Source organism: Brochothrix campestris FSL F6-1037 (genome assembly GCF_000525915.1).
Taxonomy (GTDB): Bacteria; Bacillota; Bacilli; order Lactobacillales; family Listeriaceae; genus Brochothrix; species Brochothrix campestris.
In genome coordinates, this window is sequence record NZ_AODH01000022.1 from 72,184 (window position 1) to 91,214 (window position 19,031).

General features: G+C 39.9%; 16 protein-coding genes and 2 pseudogenes. 3 read left to right on the top strand and 15 right to left on the bottom strand.

What is annotated here, in order from left to right; genetic code table 11:
- Positions 1-92: 92 nt before the first annotated feature.
- The 15 genes and pseudogenes from BCAMP_RS05700 to BCAMP_RS13825 all read right to left on the bottom strand — a co-directional run bounded on the left by BCAMP_RS05700 (position 93) and on the right by BCAMP_RS13825 (position 16,183).
- A complete protein-coding gene (locus tag BCAMP_RS05700; RefSeq protein WP_035314372.1) occupies positions 93-1,031 on the bottom strand; it encodes a ribose-phosphate diphosphokinase in 939 nt (312 codons plus the stop codon).
- Positions 1,018-2,163 (bottom strand): PDZ domain-containing protein, encoded by a 1,146-nt coding sequence (locus tag BCAMP_RS05705; RefSeq protein WP_156921155.1) that lies wholly within the window; start codon positions 2,161-2,163, stop codon positions 1,018-1,020. The genes BCAMP_RS05700 and BCAMP_RS05705 overlap by 14 nt, the downstream gene beginning before the upstream one ends.
- Positions 2,164-2,249: 86 nt before the next feature.
- Complete coding sequence (gene cls, locus BCAMP_RS05710) at positions 2,250-3,710, bottom strand: cardiolipin synthase (RefSeq protein ID WP_035314374.1); 1,461 nt, start codon at positions 3,708-3,710, stop codon at positions 2,250-2,252.
- Positions 3,711-3,863: 153 nt separating this feature from the next.
- Positions 3,864-5,045 carry a C40 family peptidase gene (locus BCAMP_RS05715; RefSeq protein ID WP_035314375.1) on the bottom strand — a complete coding sequence of 394 codons (1,182 nt, stop codon included), beginning with the start codon at positions 5,043-5,045 and terminating at the stop codon, positions 3,864-3,866.
- A gap of 318 nt (positions 5,046-5,363) precedes the next feature.
- Positions 5,364-6,248, bottom strand: a complete 885-nt coding sequence (gene ftsX / locus BCAMP_RS05720; RefSeq protein ID WP_035314376.1) for a permease-like cell division protein FtsX — start codon at positions 6,246-6,248, stop codon at positions 5,364-5,366.
- Entirely contained in the window at positions 6,238-6,924 is a 687-nt protein-coding gene (gene ftsE / locus BCAMP_RS05725; RefSeq protein WP_035314377.1) for a cell division ATP-binding protein FtsE, read from the bottom strand. The genes ftsX and ftsE overlap by 11 nt, the downstream gene beginning before the upstream one ends.
- Positions 6,925-7,027: 103 nt before the next feature.
- Positions 7,028-7,591: a YitT family protein gene (locus BCAMP_RS14700; protein ID WP_051456915.1), complete on the bottom strand. Its 564-nt coding sequence runs from the start codon at positions 7,589-7,591 to the stop codon at positions 7,028-7,030.
- A complete protein-coding gene (locus tag BCAMP_RS14705; protein WP_051456916.1) occupies positions 7,572-7,895 on the bottom strand; it encodes a YitT family protein in 324 nt (107 codons plus the stop codon). Before BCAMP_RS14705 ends, BCAMP_RS14700 begins: the two co-directional genes overlap by 20 nt.
- A 22-nt stretch (positions 7,896-7,917) precedes the next feature.
- Positions 7,918-9,024 (bottom strand): annotated as a pseudogene (gene prfB / locus BCAMP_RS05735) (peptide chain release factor 2).
- Between the two features lie 115 nt (positions 9,025-9,139).
- Entirely contained in the window at positions 9,140-11,623 is a 2,484-nt protein-coding gene (gene secA / locus BCAMP_RS05745) for a preprotein translocase subunit SecA (protein ID WP_408605179.1), read from the bottom strand.
- Positions 11,624-11,824: 201 nt separating this feature from the next.
- Positions 11,825-12,364: a ribosome hibernation-promoting factor, HPF/YfiA family gene (hpf, locus tag BCAMP_RS05750; protein WP_035314382.1), complete on the bottom strand. Its 540-nt coding sequence runs from the start codon at positions 12,362-12,364 to the stop codon at positions 11,825-11,827.
- 106 nt (positions 12,365-12,470) lie between these two features.
- Positions 12,471-13,115: a ComF family protein gene (locus tag BCAMP_RS12565; RefSeq protein ID WP_051456917.1), complete on the bottom strand. Its 645-nt coding sequence runs from the start codon at positions 13,113-13,115 to the stop codon at positions 12,471-12,473.
- Positions 13,116-13,118: 3 nt separating this feature from the next.
- Positions 13,119-14,417, bottom strand: a complete 1,299-nt coding sequence (locus BCAMP_RS05760) for a helicase-related protein (RefSeq protein WP_084038602.1) — start codon at positions 14,415-14,417, stop codon at positions 13,119-13,121.
- A gap of 230 nt (positions 14,418-14,647) precedes the next feature.
- On the bottom strand, positions 14,648-15,490 hold the full coding sequence (locus BCAMP_RS05765; protein WP_051456918.1) for a DegV family protein: 843 nt from the start codon (positions 15,488-15,490) through the stop codon (positions 14,648-14,650).
- Positions 15,491-15,505: 15 nt separating this feature from the next.
- Positions 15,506-16,183 carry a response regulator transcription factor gene (locus tag BCAMP_RS13825; RefSeq protein WP_035314387.1) on the bottom strand — a complete coding sequence of 226 codons (678 nt, stop codon included), beginning with the start codon at positions 16,181-16,183 and terminating at the stop codon, positions 15,506-15,508.
- 478 nt (positions 16,184-16,661) lie between these two features.
- Here BCAMP_RS13825 and BCAMP_RS05775 point away from each other — a divergent pair.
- The 3 genes and pseudogenes from BCAMP_RS05775 (at position 16,662) to BCAMP_RS05785 (ending at position 18,997) form a co-directional block, all read left to right on the top strand.
- A pseudogene (locus tag BCAMP_RS05775) lies at positions 16,662-17,298 on the top strand (YigZ family protein).
- The gene (locus BCAMP_RS05780; RefSeq protein ID WP_035314389.1) at positions 17,295-17,858 is read left to right on the top strand and encodes a GNAT family N-acetyltransferase; all 564 of its coding nucleotides are present in this window, start codon (positions 17,295-17,297) and stop codon (positions 17,856-17,858) included. Before BCAMP_RS05775 ends, BCAMP_RS05780 begins: the two are co-directional and overlap by 4 nt.
- 86 nt (positions 17,859-17,944) lie before the next feature.
- Entirely contained in the window at positions 17,945-18,997 is a 1,053-nt protein-coding gene (locus tag BCAMP_RS05785; RefSeq protein ID WP_035314391.1) for an LCP family protein, read from the top strand.
- Positions 18,998-19,031 lie beyond the last annotated feature (34 nt).

A 19,031-nucleotide genomic window follows, 5' to 3' on the forward strand; every position in this document is an offset into this window, starting at 1 on the left:
ATTTTTTTCAGCTCATAACTTTATGAGTTGATTTAAAAACACCACCCTCTCAACGTGCGAGAAGATGGTGTTTTCTATGATTATCACTGTTTCTAATGAATTGAATGTTGGTTTTGTATCGCTTCAATTGCTTCTGCTAACATTGGCGCAACGGTCAAGACGGTAATCTTATCTGACATGTCTTCTGCTTTCAGTTGAATCGTGTCAGTTAAGATTAACTGACTAATCGCTGACTCAGCAATCCGTTGGCTCGCATGGGCTGACAAAACACCGTGAGTTGCGCACGACATCACTTCTTTAGCACCAGCTTCGATTAAAGCATCGGCGGAACTAATTGTCCGATAACCCGTGTCGATTATATCATCGACAACAATGGCTAATTTACCGGCCACATCACCGATAACCTCAGAAATTTTATTTTTATTTGGTCGTGGTTTACGGTTTAAAATGGCAATTGGCCAACCATAGTCCTTTGCAAAATCACGCGCGCGTGAAACACCACTATGATCTGGTGAGACAATCACGATGTCTTTATCACCGAATTTTTCATTAACGTATGAGGCTAGCAAGTCAGCGGTCGTTAAATGATCGATCGGAATATTAAAGAAACCTTGTAACTGTGCCGCATGCAAATCAATCGTCGTCAAACGATGTGCACCCGCTTCAACGATTAAGTTTGCTACTAATTTAGCAGTAATCGGCTCACGTGCACGCGCTTTGCGATCTTGTCGAGCATAACCAAAGTATGGCATCACCACATTGATTGTTTTAACTGCTGAGCGTTTCAAAGCATCAATCATAATTAATAATTCCATAATATTATCATTGACGGGATCAACCGTTGACTGCACTAGATAGGCGGTTACGCCTCGAACACTTTCTTCGATATTAATTGCAATTTCACCATCACTAAAACGTTGCAACCCAATATTTGTAAGGGGCACACCTAATTCATCGGCTACTTTTTGGGCCAGCGGTTCATTTGAACTCAAGGCGAATACCTTTAAATTATCTCCATCAACTTTTAACACTTTCTGTCATCTCCTCTATTACACTTTCTTCAACAAATAACAAACCCATTTCAAACGAATCTTCCTCATACAAAGCGGTTTCTACAAACCGTGGTTCTTCAAACTCATCCAATACTGTCAAGCGGACATAGGCTCGATTAAGATTCATTGCATCGTATAAGTCTTGACGTGTATAAACAGACTTTCCATTACAACCCGTGATAATTTCGCCTGGTTCAATCCCCATTTTACGGGCTGCTGAAGTATCTCTCGTCCCCATCACACGAATCCCATTCGGTGACAAATGATATTTATCTGAATCAGGATCATCTTCGAGCCAGAAATATAAATCAATCCCCATATGCCCTAATAAAGCAACAACAAATGGTGTGAAGGTTAACCAGTTATAAAAGTAGCCCGCGACACTAACAAGAGCAACCATTAATGCTAAAGCTAATATAGCAACGACTCGTTTTTTCAAAACACGCTGTGGTTTATCGGAACGAATACGGGCACCCATTCCAATAATAACAGGAACGACGATAGGAATAAAGCTCTGATTTCCAACAGCAAAGACTGGCCACCAACTCGTCGCATGTAACACACCGCCCTCACTAACAGGCAACAGCATAAATAATGGCAGTAATAAGGCACTACGATACTTAAATTGACCTTGAATGGTGCCTCGTCGTATTTTAACACGTGACGGTTGCATCGGTCGACGTAACACTAAGTAGACTAACAAAACTTCTACCAACAAGCATAAAACTAATAACACACTCAGCCCATTTAAAATACGTGGTTGCATCATTAAACCACTGGAAAAAAACGCCAAAAAGTCATTGCTTTTCGCAATAAGGAGGATGAAGTTAAGTCCGATTAAGACTAATGTCGCTAAACCAATTGTATAGGCACTACTAAGGCCACGATAACCTAATAAGACAAACATAAACAAGGTAATCAAATTAAGCGTAAAAAGCCAGCTAAAATCAACAAGCACACCCGTGTACCAAATGATTGCCGACAGGCTGATACCTATGAGCAACCCTACAAACAACAGTCTCATCCATTCCATTTTACCGGAATAAATACGGCTGTTAAACAGATGACGTTCTTGTTTGATTCGTTTATTTGTTACTATAAATGTGCTCAAAATTATAATCCATAAAAGCGGATGTAGAAAAAAGGATAACACCCCAGTCACTCCATTTAACATCGACGACACTCCAATCTAGCATTTTATAATATCGGTGAGACAAGCCGTGAGACCCCTTCTTTGAAGCGAATCCACAGCGATCGATTTTCGTATTGAGCTAAGGTCATTTCGCTCGACAACTTTAAATCTTCTAAAAAGATGCGATGTAATTGTTGACTGATTTTTTCATCGTATAAAAAGGCATTCACTTCAAAATTCAAACGGAAGCTCCGATTATCGATATTGGCTGTCCCAACTGAAGAGACTTCACCATCAACAACAACTGTTTTAGCATGTAAGAAACCATTCTGGTAACGATAAACCTTTGCTCCACATTTCAATAATTCACTCACATGATTAGTTGTCGCCCAATAAACGAATGGATGATCCGGGATAGAAGGTATCATGACACGAACATCCACCCCTGATAACGCGGCAATTTTCAACGACTCAAGAACACTATTATCGGGAATGAAATAAGGCGTTTGAATGAATATGGTTTTTTTAGCCGAGTTGATGAGCTTAATGTACCCATTTTTAATTTGCTCCAAATCCGTGTCAGGACCACTCGATACAATTTGGACAGGAACTTCACTATCTTGTTTTGCCGGTAATGGAAAATAGCGGCTGTCATACTTTATTTTATCTTCAGGCTTTCTAGCTGCCGAGTTCCAATCCATAATGTAACGGGCCTGCATCGCAAAATTAGCACTGCCTTCAATCCGTAAATGCGTATCGCGCCAATAACCAAATTTCTCCGATTTACCCAAGTACTCATCACCAATATTAAAGCCACCAATATAGCCGACTTTACCATCGATTATCGCTAGTTTTCGGTGATTGCGGTAATTTAATCGCATATTAATTAACGGCAACTTTGATGGGAAGAACGGATACGCTTTACCACCGTGTTGTTCAAGTGTTTTAAAATCTTTTGGACGAACAGATCGTGATCCCATCGCATCGTATACGAACCGAACTTCAACACCTTGTTTTGCTTTTTCTATTAATAAATCAATTAACCGTGTCCCTAAATCATCGAATCGGAATATGTAATAGATGAGATGAATATGATCAGTCGCTGCCTCAATATCAGCAAATAAGCTTTCGAATTTTTCGTTACCGTCCGTAAAGATTTCGACTGCATTATCTTGCGTTAATGGTGCGCCATCGTTAACCAGTAATAAATAAACCATTTCTTTATGCTTCAGTGATGTTTCCGTTCCAAATGGAAACACACCTTCCTTTATTAAATTAATTTGTGAATTAATCACGTCATTAATACCGATTTTTTCTTGGGCCTTCCAATCAAAAATCTTACGCCGTGATAAATTTCGTCCAATCAATAGGTATAAAATAAAACCGATGATTGGGATGAAAATCAACACTAATAACCAGGCCCATATTGCAGATGATTCCCGACGCTCAAGAAATACAGTCAACAATGCTAGCAACATATTAACAATTAGTACGGTTGCCGTCATATAAACCACGATTGATTCCATGACTTCATCCCCCTTCTCATATCAGATATGCTTCTATCATACCATATTGGCACTATCGCAAAAAGAAAAAAAGGACTGATAATGATATTGTAAGCCCACTTTAGCTCAATGTCATTGTCAGTCCTTTTTTATATCTCTTTTTAGTTTGACGTTCTAGTTAATACGTCCAAACCCTGCTAAATGTTCGCCCCAGTATGCACCGTGGATATTATCTGTCTGAATGCCGTTATTTTGTGAGTTGAACATTTGTCCACCACCAAGATAAATTCCAACGTGACTAATACCACCATCTGAGAAGAATACTAAATCGCCCGCTTGTGCTTGGCTTTCTGAAATACGTGTTGTTGCACCATATTGTGCTGCTGCAGTACGAGGCAAGCTAATGCCAGCTTTAGCATATGACCACATTACAAGTCCTGAACAGTCAAAGTTTCCTGGGACAGCTCCACCACCGTAAGCTTGGCCTGCGTATTTATAAGCTTCTTGAATTGCACCAGCAACACCTGCTTGTACATTTCCTGCATTATTTGTTGCTTTATCTTCGTCTTTAGCTGGCTTAGAAGCTGTTTTCGAAGGAGTTACAGTTGTGTTATCTTGCACTGCAACAGTTACAACTTTATCATCAGTATCTTTTGTAGTATCAGCTTGAACTCTTTCAACCGTTTTAATCGGTTCTACATTAGCTGCGGCTGCTAATGCTGCAGCTGCTTTTTCTGCTTTTTTAGCAGCGGCTTCGTCATCTGCTAATTTGGCTACTAACACTTCTTTTTCAGCTTTTTGAGCAGCTAATTTACCAGCAGCCACTTCGTTAGCTGCAATAATCGAACGTTGGCTACTCACTTTAGCACTTAACGTTTTATTGTTTGCTGCTAATTTTTTCTCATCTTTTTCTTGCGCTTTCACGATGCTAACATCAGCATTTTGAAATTTCGAATAAGCCATTACAGAAGCTGCGGCATCTGTAATACTATCAGCTTCAAAAATTGCTTCTACGATCGATGATGATGTATTAGATGTTTGCATTGAACGTGCACGTTCATCTAATTTTGCTTTACGTTTCGCAATAGCAGCCTCAGTTTCTTTCATTGCTTTTTCAAGTTTCGCTTGATCAGCTTTTAAGTTCTTAAACGTTGCTTGATCAGCTTTAATTTTAGCTGATACAGATTGTTCTTCTTCTACAAGTTGTGCTAATTGGGATTTCATTTCAGCCTTGTTTGCAGCGATTTTGGCACTTGATTCATTAGCCGAAACATTCGTGCTTGATACGACACCTGCAAATGGCGAGACTGTGATAGCAGCGGCTAGAGCGATAGCGATAATTTTAGAAGTTTTCAAAATTTTTATTTCCCCTCTCATATTCCTCATTTTTATCTTTATTTTAAATTCGTTTAATTTCATATATACAGTAATCTACTCTTACTATTCTAAGGCATAGCGATACACATTACAATTTACGTTACAAAGTCTTTTATTACAGTTGTGTTACAACATTCTCTTGTCACTTTAACAGAGCTACGCCTCATCACACTTAACTTCGCCAGAATACTGGTTAACAAACGGGACTATCGTCTCTCTTTAAGTATTTGAAATAGTTTTTCTTTTTTAAATAAAAAAAGAACCGCTCATTGCGGTTCCAACTTAAACTGTGTCCTTTTAAATTTTAAGGAACTTACGAATCGATAAGACACTACCAAACATCCCGACTAAAATACCAATTAACAAGGCTGTAATTGAGACAATCCCAACCATTTGACCAACTGGTAAGAGGGAATAGTAGGTCGGCGCCAATGTTGGCATCATCCATTTATACACTTGATAGTACACTAACCACGTTAAACCGATTGGAATAATCGCACCAAAGAGTCCTATCCATGCACCTTCTAATAGAAACGGCCATCTAATAAAGCCGTTTGTTGCTCCGACTAATTTTTGAATTTCCACTTCTGTCCGACGTGAATAAATCGCAATCTTAATCGTATTAGAAATTAAGAACATTGCAGTTAATAATAAGGCTGCAATTAGGAATACACCAATGTAACGGACCCATTTAACAACATCGAAGACTTTTCCGACTGTTTTAGCGTTGTATGACACTGAATCAATATTGGTTACTTTTTCAGCGGCAAGCGCGACTTTTTCAACATCCGACGGTGTTTTCGCTTCAATCACATAGACATCATGCAATGGATTCGACTGTTCAAAGAGTTCAAAACTATCACCGTATGCTTTGATCATTTTTTTTAATTCATTATTTTTCGAAGAAAAGGTTACCTTTTCAACACCAGTAAGTTTTTGTAGTTCTTTTTCAACTTTAGCCTCATCTTTTTTAGTGGCTGCTAAGTCGATATTGGCATTTATTTTAACATTATCCTCAACATCTGTCGCCAACTTATTAACGTTTAACATCGTAATCATAAAGAATCCTACTAAGACAAGTGTTACCGTTACTGCACTTATCGCCGCAAAGGTCATCAACCCATTACGGTGTAAACTTTTAAAACTTTCTCTAAAATGACGCGTGAGTGTTCTAGGCTTCAAAGTCATACACTCCTTCCACTTCGTCACGTACAATTCGACCGTTTTCAATTGCAATCAGACGGTGTTTCAACGTATTAACGATTTCGCGGTTATGTGTCGCCATGACGATAGTTGTGCCTTGACGATTAATTTCTTCTAAAATATTTAAAATTTCCCAAGATGTATCCGGATCAAGGTTTCCCGTCGGTTCATCGGCAATGATGACCTTCGGTTTATTCACGATTGAGCGTGCGATTGAAATCCGTTGTTGCTCGCCACCTGATAGCTCACTCGGCAACATCCGTACCTTATGTTTGAGGTTAACTAAATCCAACACTTCCATCACACGTTTCTTAATTGAGGCCTTGTCACTTTCGACAACTTCCATCGCAAAGGCGATATTATCAAAGACTGTCAAAGTCGGTAATAATTTGAAATCTTGAAAGACAACGCCAATACCACGTCTTAAGTAAGGGACTTCACGGTTTTTCATTTTTGTTAAATCATAACCATTGACATTAACAACGCCTGATGTTGCTTCTTCTTCGCGGTAGATTAGTTTTATAAAGGTTGATTTTCCGGCACCACTTGGTCCAACGATATAAACAAACTCACCTTGTTTAATTTCGATGTTGAACCCATTCGCTGCGGAAATACCATTGCTGTATTTTTTAAATACATTTTCCATTTTTATCATTGAGATGGTCTCCTGACTTCATTGATATTTTTTTGCAACTCTCCGTAGTATAACATGCTAAATTTTCATTTTAAATTCATTCATATTACAATGAGATGTCATTTTACAGTTCCCGTGCTTTTGTAAAGCCCAATCCTTGGACTTCAGTCGCATCCATCACAACCACAAAGGCTGATTCATCAACGCTCAAAACATAATCATTCAAGCGCTGAAATTGCTTAGTCGGGATAATCACCATCAAAACACCATGGTTTTCTTGCGCATATCCTCCATGTGCCTCTAGTCGCGTCACACCTAACTTTAACTTATTGACGATACCTGCCATGATCTCTGATTGATGGCGGGATATAATCATCACATTTTTAGCTGTTTTTCGTTTCAAACCGATTTGAACATAATCAATCACCTTAATCATCATAAACAAGGTAATCAGGGCAATCAAACCTTTTTCGATACTAAAAACAAACATTGAACTACAAATAACCAACCCATCAATCATCGCCACTGCTTTTCCCAGCGGCATTTTTGTGTAACGGTGAACCACCATCGCGATTAAATCGGTTCCTCCGGTTGAAGCATTGGCTAAAAAGACAATACCTAAACCACACCCGGCAAAAACACCACCAAAAATGGCACCAACCACCGTATTATGTGATAAAGTCGGCATCCCTTCGGTAATTAAGAAAAAAAAACGGTAGAACGGCTGTCCCTAAAAATGTTTTAGCGGCAAAGCTCTTTCCTAAAATAATCCACCCGAGTAAGAAAAAAACACCGTTGAGCACCCATAAAATATAAGCCGGCTTCCAGCCAATTAGCTCGCTTCCAATGACGCTAATCCCGGTAAAACCACCAGGTGCAATTTGATTCGGTAACAAAAAACCATTAAAACCGATAGCTATTACCATCGATCCGATTAATACTAATACTGCTTCAATTATAAACTTTGGAACATGACGTTCTATCGCTCCCACTTTTCAATCCCCCTACACTCTCTTAGTTTGCAAATCCCAATCGTAAATATGCATCAATAAACAGATCTAAGTCGCCATCCATTACAGCTTGTACGTTACCGGTCTCCGCATTGGTGCGATGATCTTTGACCATCGAATAAGGATGAAAGACATACGAACGAATTTGACTCCCCCAACCAATTTCCTTCTGCTCGCCACGAATTTCAGCTAATTGTTGTGCTTTTTCTTCTTCTTGTTTTTGAGCAATCCGTGCTTTTAACATACTCATCGCATGTTCCCGGTTTTTAATTTGTGAGCGTTCTGACTGCGACGCGGCTACTAACCCCGTTGGAATATGCGTCAAACGTACGGCAGAATCCGTTTTGTTAATGTGTTGTCCACCTGCACCAGATGCACGATACGTATCGACCCGTAAATCTTCTGGTCGAATCTCAATGGCAGCTTCATCGGTGAGCTCGGGCATAATATCACACGAAACAAAAGAGGTGTGACGGCGACCGGCTGAATCAAACGGTGAAATCCGAACAAGACGATGAATGCCTTTTTCTGACTTCATATAACCGTAAGCATTTTCACCTTTAATTAACAGTGTTACACTTTTAACACCGGCTTCTTCACCCGCTTGATAATCCAATGTTTCGACTGAAAAACGGTGTTTTTCAGCCCAACGCGTATACATTCTTAGTAACATATCACACCAGTCTTGTGACTCAGTGCCACCCGCACCAGGATGCAATTCGAGCAAGACATTGTTACGGTCATACGTGCCATCAAGCAATTGACTCAATTCATAATCCGCAATCACTTTTTGATATTTTTTTTAATTCAATTTCGGTATCTGCTTGTAGCTCTTCATCAGGCTCTTCTTTTAACATTTCATACATCATTTCTAATTCTTCTTGTTGAGCATCAATCGTATGAAAGACATCGAACTGTGCCTTTAGACTGTTCGATTCATTAATTTTCACCTGTGCTTGTTCTTGGTTATCCCAAAAACCAGGCTCTGACATGATTTCATCGATTTCTTGAATACGGGCTTCGAGTTCTTCTAAGTCAAAGTGACCCCCTAAACTCTGTGACCTGTTCGCGTGTTTTTTTGTAACGCGTTTCTAATTTCTGCTAATTCCATTTTATTCGCTCCTTTTATATTGGTGCATCTGACGCCAAAAGGACGTGCCTGGTACACAAGTGTCCCTAGCACGTTCCTTTTATATAGCGTTAGTTATTAACGTCCGTGACAGTTTTTATATTTTTTTTCCGCTTCCACAAGGGCAACTATCGTTACGACCGATATGTTGATCCTTTTGCGTTGGCATTTTTTTAGCCACTTTTTCAGTTTGCTCACCTGATACTGCATTGCCTTTAGCCACTTGTTCACGCTCAAGGTTTTGACGGATTTCTGCCTTCATCACATAGCGTGTGACGTCGTCATCAACACTTTCAACCATCGCATTAAACATTCGATAACCTTCGGCCTGATATTCTTGTAGTGGGTTGATTTGACCATACGCACGCAGGTTGATACCTTCACGCAAATGATCCATCGCATCAATATGATCGGTCCATTTTGTATCAACCACACGTAACATCACGACTTTCTCAAACTCTAACCATTGCTCAGCATCTAATAAGTTTCGTTTTGTTTCGTATTCTGCTTGGACAATCTCCCAAATATACGTTTCTAATTGTTCCGCATCCTTATTTTCTAAGTCCGCTTGGTTGATTTTAGTCTCACTCAATAAGTTTGCATCGACATACTCAACGATGTTTTTCAACTTGTATTCCTCACGTTCAAGTCCGGCTGTATTATCTGCAACAAGATTTGATATGACACGTTCAATCATCCCTAAGATGATTTCATCGAGACTTTCTTCTGTCGTGATGACTTCATAGCGTTGACCATAGATGACTTCACGTTGTTGACGTAACACGTCATCGTATTGCAATACTTGCTTCCGTGAATCAAAGTTATTTCCTTCGACCCGTGTTTGCGCCGATTCAACCGCACGACTCAGCATTTTACTTTGAATCGCCTCATTTTCGCCCATAAAGCGATCCATCATCCGCTTCACATTGTCAGATGAAAAACGCTTCATCAATTCATCTTCCATTGAAAGATAAAATTGCGTCGCACCTGGATCACCTTGTCGACCCGCACGCCCACGTAACTGATTATCAATTCGGCGCGATTCATGACGTTCAGTACCGATAACAGCTAAACCACCTGCTTCGATCACACCTTCGCCCAACTTAATATCGGTCCCACGACCGGCCATATTCGTTGCGATTGTAACCGCTCCTTTGAGACCCGCATTCGTAATGATATCCGCTTCTCGCTCATGTTGCTTCGCGTTTAAAACGTTATGTGGAATGCCCTTACGTGTTAATTTTTCTGAAATCAATTCCGATGTTTCAATCGCAACTGTTCCGACTAAGACTGGTTGTCCTTTTAAATGACGAGCCGCAATGTCTTCTGCGACCGCTTCAAATTTTGCTGCAATCGAACCGTAAATTAAATCGGCATGATCTTCACGTTGAATCGGTTTATTCGTTGGAATTTGAATCACTCGCATATTGTAAATGTCCGTTAATTCTTCTTCTTCCGTTTTTGCCGTCCCAGTCATACCCGATAATTTTTCGTACATTCGGAAATAGTTTTGGAAGGTAATCGTCGCCATTGTTTTTGATTCACTCTTAATTGCAACGCCTTCTTTAGCTTCAATTGATTGGTGCAAACCATCAGAAAAACGGCGTCCTTCCATAATACGACCGGTAAATTGATCGACGATTAATACTTCATCGTCTTGAACAACGTAATCGACGTCTTTATGCATTGTCACTTCAGCTTTTAACGCCTGTGCAATGTAATGTAAGATTGATGCATTTGCTAAATCAAAGATGTTATCGACTTGGAAAAACTTCTCCGCCTTATCCATTCCATCTTCATTTAGTGACACTGCCTTCGTTTTCAAGTCATAAATATAGCTGTCTTCTGTTAGTGTTTTAACAAAGGTAGAGGCACGATTATAACCTAACGTTGATTTCTCGGCTTCACCTGAAATAATTAATGGCGTACGGGCCTCATCGATTAAGATTGAATCGACCTCATCAATGACCGCAAAAGACAACGGACGTTGAACCATCTGCTCTTTATAAACGACCATATTATCGCGTAAGTAATCAAATCCTAATTCATTATTGGTTGAATACGTAATGTCACAGGCATACTTTTCACGTTTCTCGTCAGTTGATAAGGCATTAATATTAATACCGACGGTTAGACCTAAAAATTCATATAACTGTCCCATTTCAAGCGCATCACGTTGCACTAAGTACTCATTGACTGTGACAACATGTACACCTTTACCTGAGAGCGCGTTTAAATAAACAGGTAAGGTCGACGTTAAGGTTTTCCCCTCACCTGTTTTCATTTCAGCGACGTTACCTTCGTGCAACACTATCCCACCCATGATTTGAACAGGAAACGGATACATCCCCAACACACGTTTCGCCCCTTCACGAGCAACAGCAAATGCTTCGGGTAATAACTGATCGAGTGTTTCACCTTGTTGTACACGCTCTTTGAATTCAATTGTTTTCTGTTTCAATTGCTCATCAGTTAATACTGCCATCTCATCTGCACGTGCTTCTACTAATGCTACTTTCTTTTCTAAATACTTTTCATCTTTTTTACCTGATTCAAATAACTTTTTTAATAATCCAGCCATTATGTCTCTCCTCTATCATTTAATGTGCCACACTCTCGGAAACAATGCGTCCTATATCTACTACTCATAATAACACTTACTCTCACGACTACACAAATATTTTACGATTAGAAGTAATCGGTATCAAAAAAGACCTTCCAATTGCAGCAACGCAACGAAAGATCTCAGTTGGTATGAATGGTTTATGGCTAAGAAAGTCTGTTATTCGGTTTCAATCAACCCGAATTTTCCATCTCTTCGTTTATAGACAATATTGGTTGTTTCTGAATCAGCATCATTATAAATGAAAAAGTCATGACCAAGCATATTCATCTGTAAAACTGCTTCTTCACTATTCATCGGCTTCAATTGAAATTGCTTGTTTCGTACAATTTCAAACTCTTTTTCACTCTCTTCAACTTTCGTTACTTCTACTTTTATTGCGTCAGCACCTTTACTGCGAGGGCGGCGATTAATTTTCGTTTTATGTTTACGTAATTGTCGTTCCAATTTGTCGGATACGAGGTCAATACTACCATATAACTCTTCACTTTTTTCTTCTGCTCGTAACACGAGTCGTGGTAAAGGAATGGTCACTTCTACTTTAGCTGTTTTATCAGTGTACGTTTTCATCTTCACATTAACATTCGCGTCTGGCGCGTCTTCAAAGAAACGTTCTAACTTGGAAATTTTCTTTTCAACATAAGCACGGATAGCCTCTGTCACTTCAAAATTCTCAGCACGGATATTATAATTTAACATAATAACTCCTCCTTCAAATGCAAGCCAGATAAGTAAATATAACTATTGATTAGCTATACTTATCCTTGCTTTAATAGTACCTTTTTTTGCTGAGTTATGCAAATATTTACACGTATTCAACCCCTTTTTCTTGCACTGCAAATAACACGTAGGCTCCACAGACTTCAACACCTACTTCTTCAAGGCAACGGCAGGCGGCATACAATGTCGCTCCGGTTGTACTGACATCATCAAACAATACAACTTTCCCCAAATCATCCGGCTCTTGTATCGTAAAAGCAGGTGGTGATAACAGCCGTTCCAATCGTGTTTTACTAGCTTGACGATGCTGGTTATCTGTCCGTAATACCGGTGCATATTGGATCCTTGCTGCGTTTAATAAAGCTTCAACTTGCGCAAATCCCCTCTGCCGATAATCCGACAATGGGATTGGCACAATTGTAATTGCTTTCGGTTGACGCAACAATGTCCTTAATTCATGACTAAAACAGAATGATAGTAACCAATCACCGCTGTACTTATAACGCAACATAAAGTCGGCAGCTGCTTGATTATACTTAAACAGTGGCTGAATTAATAACAGACGACCATGACGAAGCTGCAATTCTCGCTGTGCCTGCTGCATTTGCATGACATCAGTTTGATCCACGCGCTCAAACTGACCTAAGCAGTCACGACATGGCTGTGTTGTTCGCGAAAACAGACACCAGGTTGCAGTTAACAATGGCGCGTCACAAAGAATACAAAGCATCTATTACACCTCCCGATTCAAGTGTTTAACCGTAGCAAGCGCTTGACGCAACGCCTTGGTCATCCCACCATGAAAGAACACAATTTCACCCTCTTGATATAACGGATTACGCCCCACACGTCCACTAATTTGCAGTAAGGTCGCTCGATTAAATTGACGGTGTTCCGCGCCAATGATTGCAACGTTAACATTAGGAAAGTTCACGCCGCGTTCTAAAACAAGTGTGGTTACGAGCACCGTTATCTCCCCTTCTTTAAATGCCGAAATATGCTGTTCTCGTTGTCCATTTTTGGCAGACACCCCCGCCACACGAACTGACAGTTGCGCTTGAACCGCGGAAACGACTAAATCAACCTGCTTTATTTCTGGCACAAATATTAGCGTCTGCCGCTCAGAAACGACCCTTGTTAACCAACGACTTACCTTTTGTGGCAAGCGCCCGGTCGCTATTTTCTCATACCAATTGAGCACCAATACTTCTCTGGGAACAAGCATGTCTTTGCCATGATAGCGCCGATGTAACTCGGAAGAACGGTAACACCCCCGCCTCAGCTGTTTTTGTCGTTTAGCAGATGGTGTAGCACTTAAATAGACCAACAGACCATCACTCGTTAACGCTTGTTTGACGCCATAGTGAAGCGACTCATTCCTACTGTATGGAAACGCATCCGCTTCATCAACAATAAGTAATTTAAAACTACGATGAAAACGAAGCAGCTGTTGCACTGTTCCAATCACTAACTGTTCTCCCTGATAGACCGCTCCGCTTTTTTGATGCAACACGACGTGTGGCACTGTCGTAAAAACTTGCGTCACCTGTTCCGAAACTGCCTTGCAGGCTTCGCGACGAGGTGAAACGAAGGCAACATACTGCCCTTGCGCAATTACTTGTTGCATCGCAGCAAATAGCATTGCCGTTTTTCCCGCCCCAGTCACTGCCCAAACATAATGAAATGATTGCTTCAACCTCAGTGTTTCAACGACTTCAGAACTGATTTGTCGTTGCTTTTCCGTTAATATACTCACCTCGCGTAACGGAACCATCGCTACTTTTAACTTAGGTAACGAACGCCAGATGAATTTTTGCGTTGATCGTGCACTACCAATCATTACACATTCACGACAATAGTAATACGGTTGTTGGCGCGCTTGCTTCACATAAACAATCGCTGACCGCTTCATACACGAACACCGCCAACACCGAAGAACACCTCCCTTTTTTTCGATTACTGGAAACGATGTCCATCCTTTTGGGACTCGTGCATCAAACGCCTTTAAATGCAATACCCCTCTTTGCATCATCGCACCCCCTTCATAAGTTACTTATTCACGGTCACCGCCGCTTTTCCCTCACCAAAAAAGGAGCTATCTCATGTATGAGATAGCTCCAGGCTGTAGAAAAAGTCGAATCAAACTGCTTTTTCCGTAAAAAGTGGTCATGTGACTTTGGCTACGAGATGATAACACTTTTGAGGTATAAATAAGATGTCTAGAAAATACGATTAATATAGTAACGTTATAATGGCATGATGTTATTGTATCGTCCAAACAAGCGCTATCGCTCCCGGACCTAAATGTGTACCTAAGACTGGACTGAATTCGCGCACATCCCAATTAGCTTCCGGATATTTTGCAACCATTTCTTCATACACTTCTTGTGCTTTTTCCGGCGCATCCGCATGTAAGACTGAAACATGTAATTTCGGTGTTTTTGCATACACATCAGCTAAAATCAATTCAATCCGCTTCAGCGCTTTTTTCTGTGTTCTAATTTTATCAAAAATATTGAGTGTTTTATTCGTAAATCGAATCACTGGTTTGATTTTCAACATACTGCCAACTAAAGCTGACGCACCTGACGTACGACCGCCTTTTGCTAAATGATGTAAATCATCAGCCACAATATAAGCATCCATCGCTTCAATCATTCGGTCTATTTTCGCTAAAACAGCTGGCAATTCTGCACCTGCAGCAATCATCCGTCCCGCTTCTTCAACTAAATAAGCTTGTGGTGTACTGCTGTAACATGAATCAACAACTTCAATCTTAACTTCGGGTAGTTCTGCCGCCATTGCTACTGCAGTTTGATACGTTCCGCTTATTTCTGATGATAAGGTTAACACAAGAATCGCATCATAATCTTGAGCTAATTCTTTGTATAATTCCAACCATACACCTGGAGCCGGCTGCGAACTTGTCGGAATTTCTGCTGCTTCTTTCATCAATCTGTAAAAGTCTTTATTTGTTAAGTCCTGTTGTTCTCGATATGACTTACCGCCCACATTAATCATCAGTGGTACCGTGTGAATCTGATATTTTTCAATCGTCGCCGCATCAAGCGCTGCGGTTGTATCAGAAACAAGTGCAATTTTCATCTTTGTCATCCCCTTTTAACTAATCGCGACCCAATTGTTACGGATTCCTTTTAAGACAGCTTGTGTCCGATCAGCAACTTCTAATTTTTTCAAGATGCTGCTGACATGGTTTTTAACCGTCTTCTCACTAATATATAAATCCACACCAATATCACGATTGTTTTTTCCTGCCGCCAACAATTGTAACACTTCACACTCACGCTGTGTCAAGAGATGCAACGGATATTGTATATCCGTACCCGCTATCCGACCCAAACTCAACTTATCGTTCTCACCATGCGCTAGCAATCCGAGCAATCGTTTACTGATTTGCGGATGAATATAAGCATTGCCAACACTCAAATTTTTAACAGCTGTAATAAATTCCGCACTGTCCATATCTTTTAATAAAAAACCGACTACGTTGCGCTTAATTGCCTTAGCGAGTTCGTGATTACTCGTAAAATCTGACAACAAAGCGACTTGGATTTGCTGACGTCCACTTAAATACACTAGCATCTCTTCTAGCATTTCTTTATTTTGTGAGTTCCCATCTACAAATACAACTTGTGGCTCATACTTTTTCAACTCTTCAATTACCGAGGCAGAAACGGTTGTAACGTGAGTTACTTTCAAACTTACATCTTCATTTAAAATATGTCGCAAACCTTCTCTGTATAATTGATGATCATCCACTATCATTATTGTCGTCATTTTTGTTCCATCCCCACGTTCATTTAATTTACAATTTGTCGCTCATTCTCAACGGCCACCACTAATTCTTTTAGCCCATAAAGCGAGTTTCTGCAATAATCTATATAAGTAAATATAACCTATAATACACAGAAGATAAACATTTTAATCAGTTATTTAACTACAAAAACGTCTTGTTACTGGTTATTTTTCCTTACATGTGAATAAAAATACAATACTTCAAACCCATATTTAACATTAACATTGTTCCTAAAGCCAATAAATTAGCAACAAAACATCCTACCCAATCAATATGTTATACATTTTATTTTATAAAAATACATGCCATTCTTTTTTTACCTTTTCATCTTTTAGACACTTTTATGACTATTTACACATCATAAATCATTTGTACTGTTCCAAAATAACAACTATACTATAGAAAATACTAACGCCTCATCGACACATCCAAAGTCAATTCAAATGAAGGAGGTTTCTCATGTTAGAACAGTACATCACAATAAAAAAAAAATGCTCACTACGAAACAACGATACAAAAGTCACGCTTCATTACACATATCCAACGAGTCGAGACAGAACAAGAAGCAAAACGATTCATCCAAGCGATAAAAAAAGCACATTCGCAAGCAAATCATAATTGTTCAGCCTACCTAATTGGAGAGCACGACCAATATCAAAAAGCAAATGACGACGGCGAACCGAGCGGAACTGCCGGCGTACCCATGTTAGACGTTTTGAAAAAACGTCATTTAAAAAATGTCGCCGTTGTCGTCACGCGCTATTTTGGCGGGATAAAGTTAGGCGCAGGCGGCTTAGTCCGGGCATATAGTCACAGTGTCAGTGACGCACTGATAGCGATTGGCTTAGTTGAATGTCAATTGATGACATTGCTTTCATGTACTGTCACCTATCCTTTACAACCAATTGTCGAGCATGCACTTTCGAAAAAGGAACTTGCCATCGAAAATGTCAATTACAATGAATTCGTGACCTTCACTATCTTTGTTAAACAAAGCGAACTTCCAAACACATCAGCATGGTTAACCGATATCACTAACGGTTCTGCTCAGATTGTCATGGGAGAAAACCGCTATCTCGAACGGTCTCTATCATGATAATACCACTTTTATCTACTTCAATAATAACCGAGCGCTTATTATTAGCGCCGCTAATTCCCGCGGATAATGACGAACTTTACACACTTTGGTCCAACCTAGAAACAACGCGTTATTTACATAGTCCAAAGCTCACTGCACCGACAATGGTCGCTGCGGTTGTCGAAGCAATTGCAGCAGATCCCTACTTTCAACGGTTTTCATTACGAACTTTGACAGATTATACATTGATTGGTACAGTCGGCATTAACGACTGTACCGCCAAAGGGATTGAAATCGGGTTTGAATTATTACCTCGCTACAAACGACAAGGCTATATGTCTGAGGCGTTAACAGCATTTCTATACAATATATGGAATCAAACCGATGCCGACATTTACGCAAAGGTGGATACCGCTAATTACGCCTCACTCAAACTACTTGAATCACTGCAGGCAAATCGCGTATTCTCTACAAAAGAGTACTGCGTCGAACGAGAGGAAACAGTCGACCTCTACTACTACATTTTGGAAAAAAAAGAATTTTCTTACCAAATTTTAATCCAATTATTCTATATTTAAACAAGGCTTTTATGTATAATGAAACAATGATGTATCTTTAGACACTGGATTGTAAAAATAACGAACGTATACAAAGGAGTTTTATCATGTCCCAATCGAGACAACCCAAAAAAAGCAAACATAAACGTCGAAAAATCATTCTTTTTTCAATCATGCTACCGATTATGGCAATTATTTTAGTCGTTTCTGTTTACGCTACATACCTATATTCAAAAGGTGAAAACGCCCTAGATAAAGCCTTCTCTTCAATCCGTGATGGAAAAGGCTCTAGTTTACGAACTCAAAAGATTGATCCAACAAAAGATAACATGTCCTTCTTAATCATCGGAGTTGATGATAGCGATGTTCGTAAGTTCGAAGGAAATTCACGATCAGACGCCTTAATCTACGGCACCTTAAATGTCAAAACACATGACCTTACTTTGTTAAGCATCCCACGTGATTCATACGTTCTTGTACCCGGTACTGACAACAGTTCTGAACAATGGACCAAAATTACACACGCCCATGCATACGGCGGGCCGGAACTAAGTGTCCAAACGGTCGAAAATACCTTACAGTTACCGGTCGATCACTACATACGTTTCAACTTCGACTCTTTCTTAGACATCGTTGATAACCTAGGTGGCATTGATATTAATGTCCCTGTCACTTTCACTGAACAAGACTCCAAAGACAAAGCTGGCGCGATTACACTCAAAAAAGGACAGCAAACACTCAACGGCGAAGAAGCCCTAGCACTTGCCCGCACACGCCACATTGATAACGATATCGAACGTGGCAAACGGCAACAACTTGTGATTGAAGCAATCATCCAAAAAGCTGTGAAAACAACATCTATTACCACTTATCCTAAATTAATCGAAACAATTGGGGATAACATGAAAACAGACCTTTCAAAAGATGATATTACTTCACTCGCTCAATACGCATTAACAAAGGGCGTTAACGTTAAAACAAAAACGTTAGCCGGTAGCGATTCAACGATTGACGGTACCTATTATTACACATTAGATGAAGAAGCTCTCCACGTAACAGCAAATGAATTAGCAAAAGAGTTAGATTTCACACCGCCATTTGCTGCAGCAACGACTGACGATACGGTTGCTGACGATGCAACTGCCATTAGCGCGGAATAAATAAAAAAGAAACCTCCTTTTTTGGAGGTTTCTT

Coding starts and splice junctions, on each gene's coding strand:
- BCAMP_RS12565 (WP_051456917.1), bottom strand. CDS start 13,115: ATGCTTTGTATTCTTTGTGACGCGCCATTGTTAACTGCAACCTGGTGT.
- cls (WP_035314374.1), bottom strand. CDS start 3,710: ATGGAATCAATCGTGGTTTATATGACGGCAACCGTACTAATTGTTAAT.
- BCAMP_RS13825 (WP_035314387.1), bottom strand. CDS start 16,183: ATGACGACAATAATGATAGTGGATGATCATCAATTATACAGAGAAGGT.
- hpf (WP_035314382.1), bottom strand. CDS start 12,364: ATGTTAAATTATAATATCCGTGCTGAGAATTTTGAAGTGACAGAGGCT.
- BCAMP_RS05780 (WP_035314389.1), top strand. CDS start 17,295: ATGATAATACCACTTTTATCTACTTCAATAATAACCGAGCGCTTATTA.
- ftsE (WP_035314377.1), bottom strand. CDS start 6,924: ATGATAAAAATGGAAAATGTATTTAAAAAATACAGCAATGGTATTTCC.
- BCAMP_RS14700 (WP_051456915.1), bottom strand. CDS start 7,591: ATGCCGACTTTATCACATAATACGGTGGTTGGTGCCATTTTTGGTGGT.
- BCAMP_RS05765 (WP_051456918.1), bottom strand. CDS start 15,490: ATGAAAATTGCACTTGTTTCTGATACAACCGCAGCGCTTGATGCGGCG.
- BCAMP_RS05785 (WP_035314391.1), top strand. CDS start 17,945: ATGTCCCAATCGAGACAACCCAAAAAAAGCAAACATAAACGTCGAAAA.
- BCAMP_RS05760 (WP_084038602.1), bottom strand. CDS start 14,417: ATGATGCAAAGAGGGGTATTGCATTTAAAGGCGTTTGATGCACGAGTC.
- secA (WP_408605179.1), bottom strand. CDS start 11,623: ATGGCTGGATTATTAAAAAAGTTATTTGAATCAGGTAAAAAAGATGAA.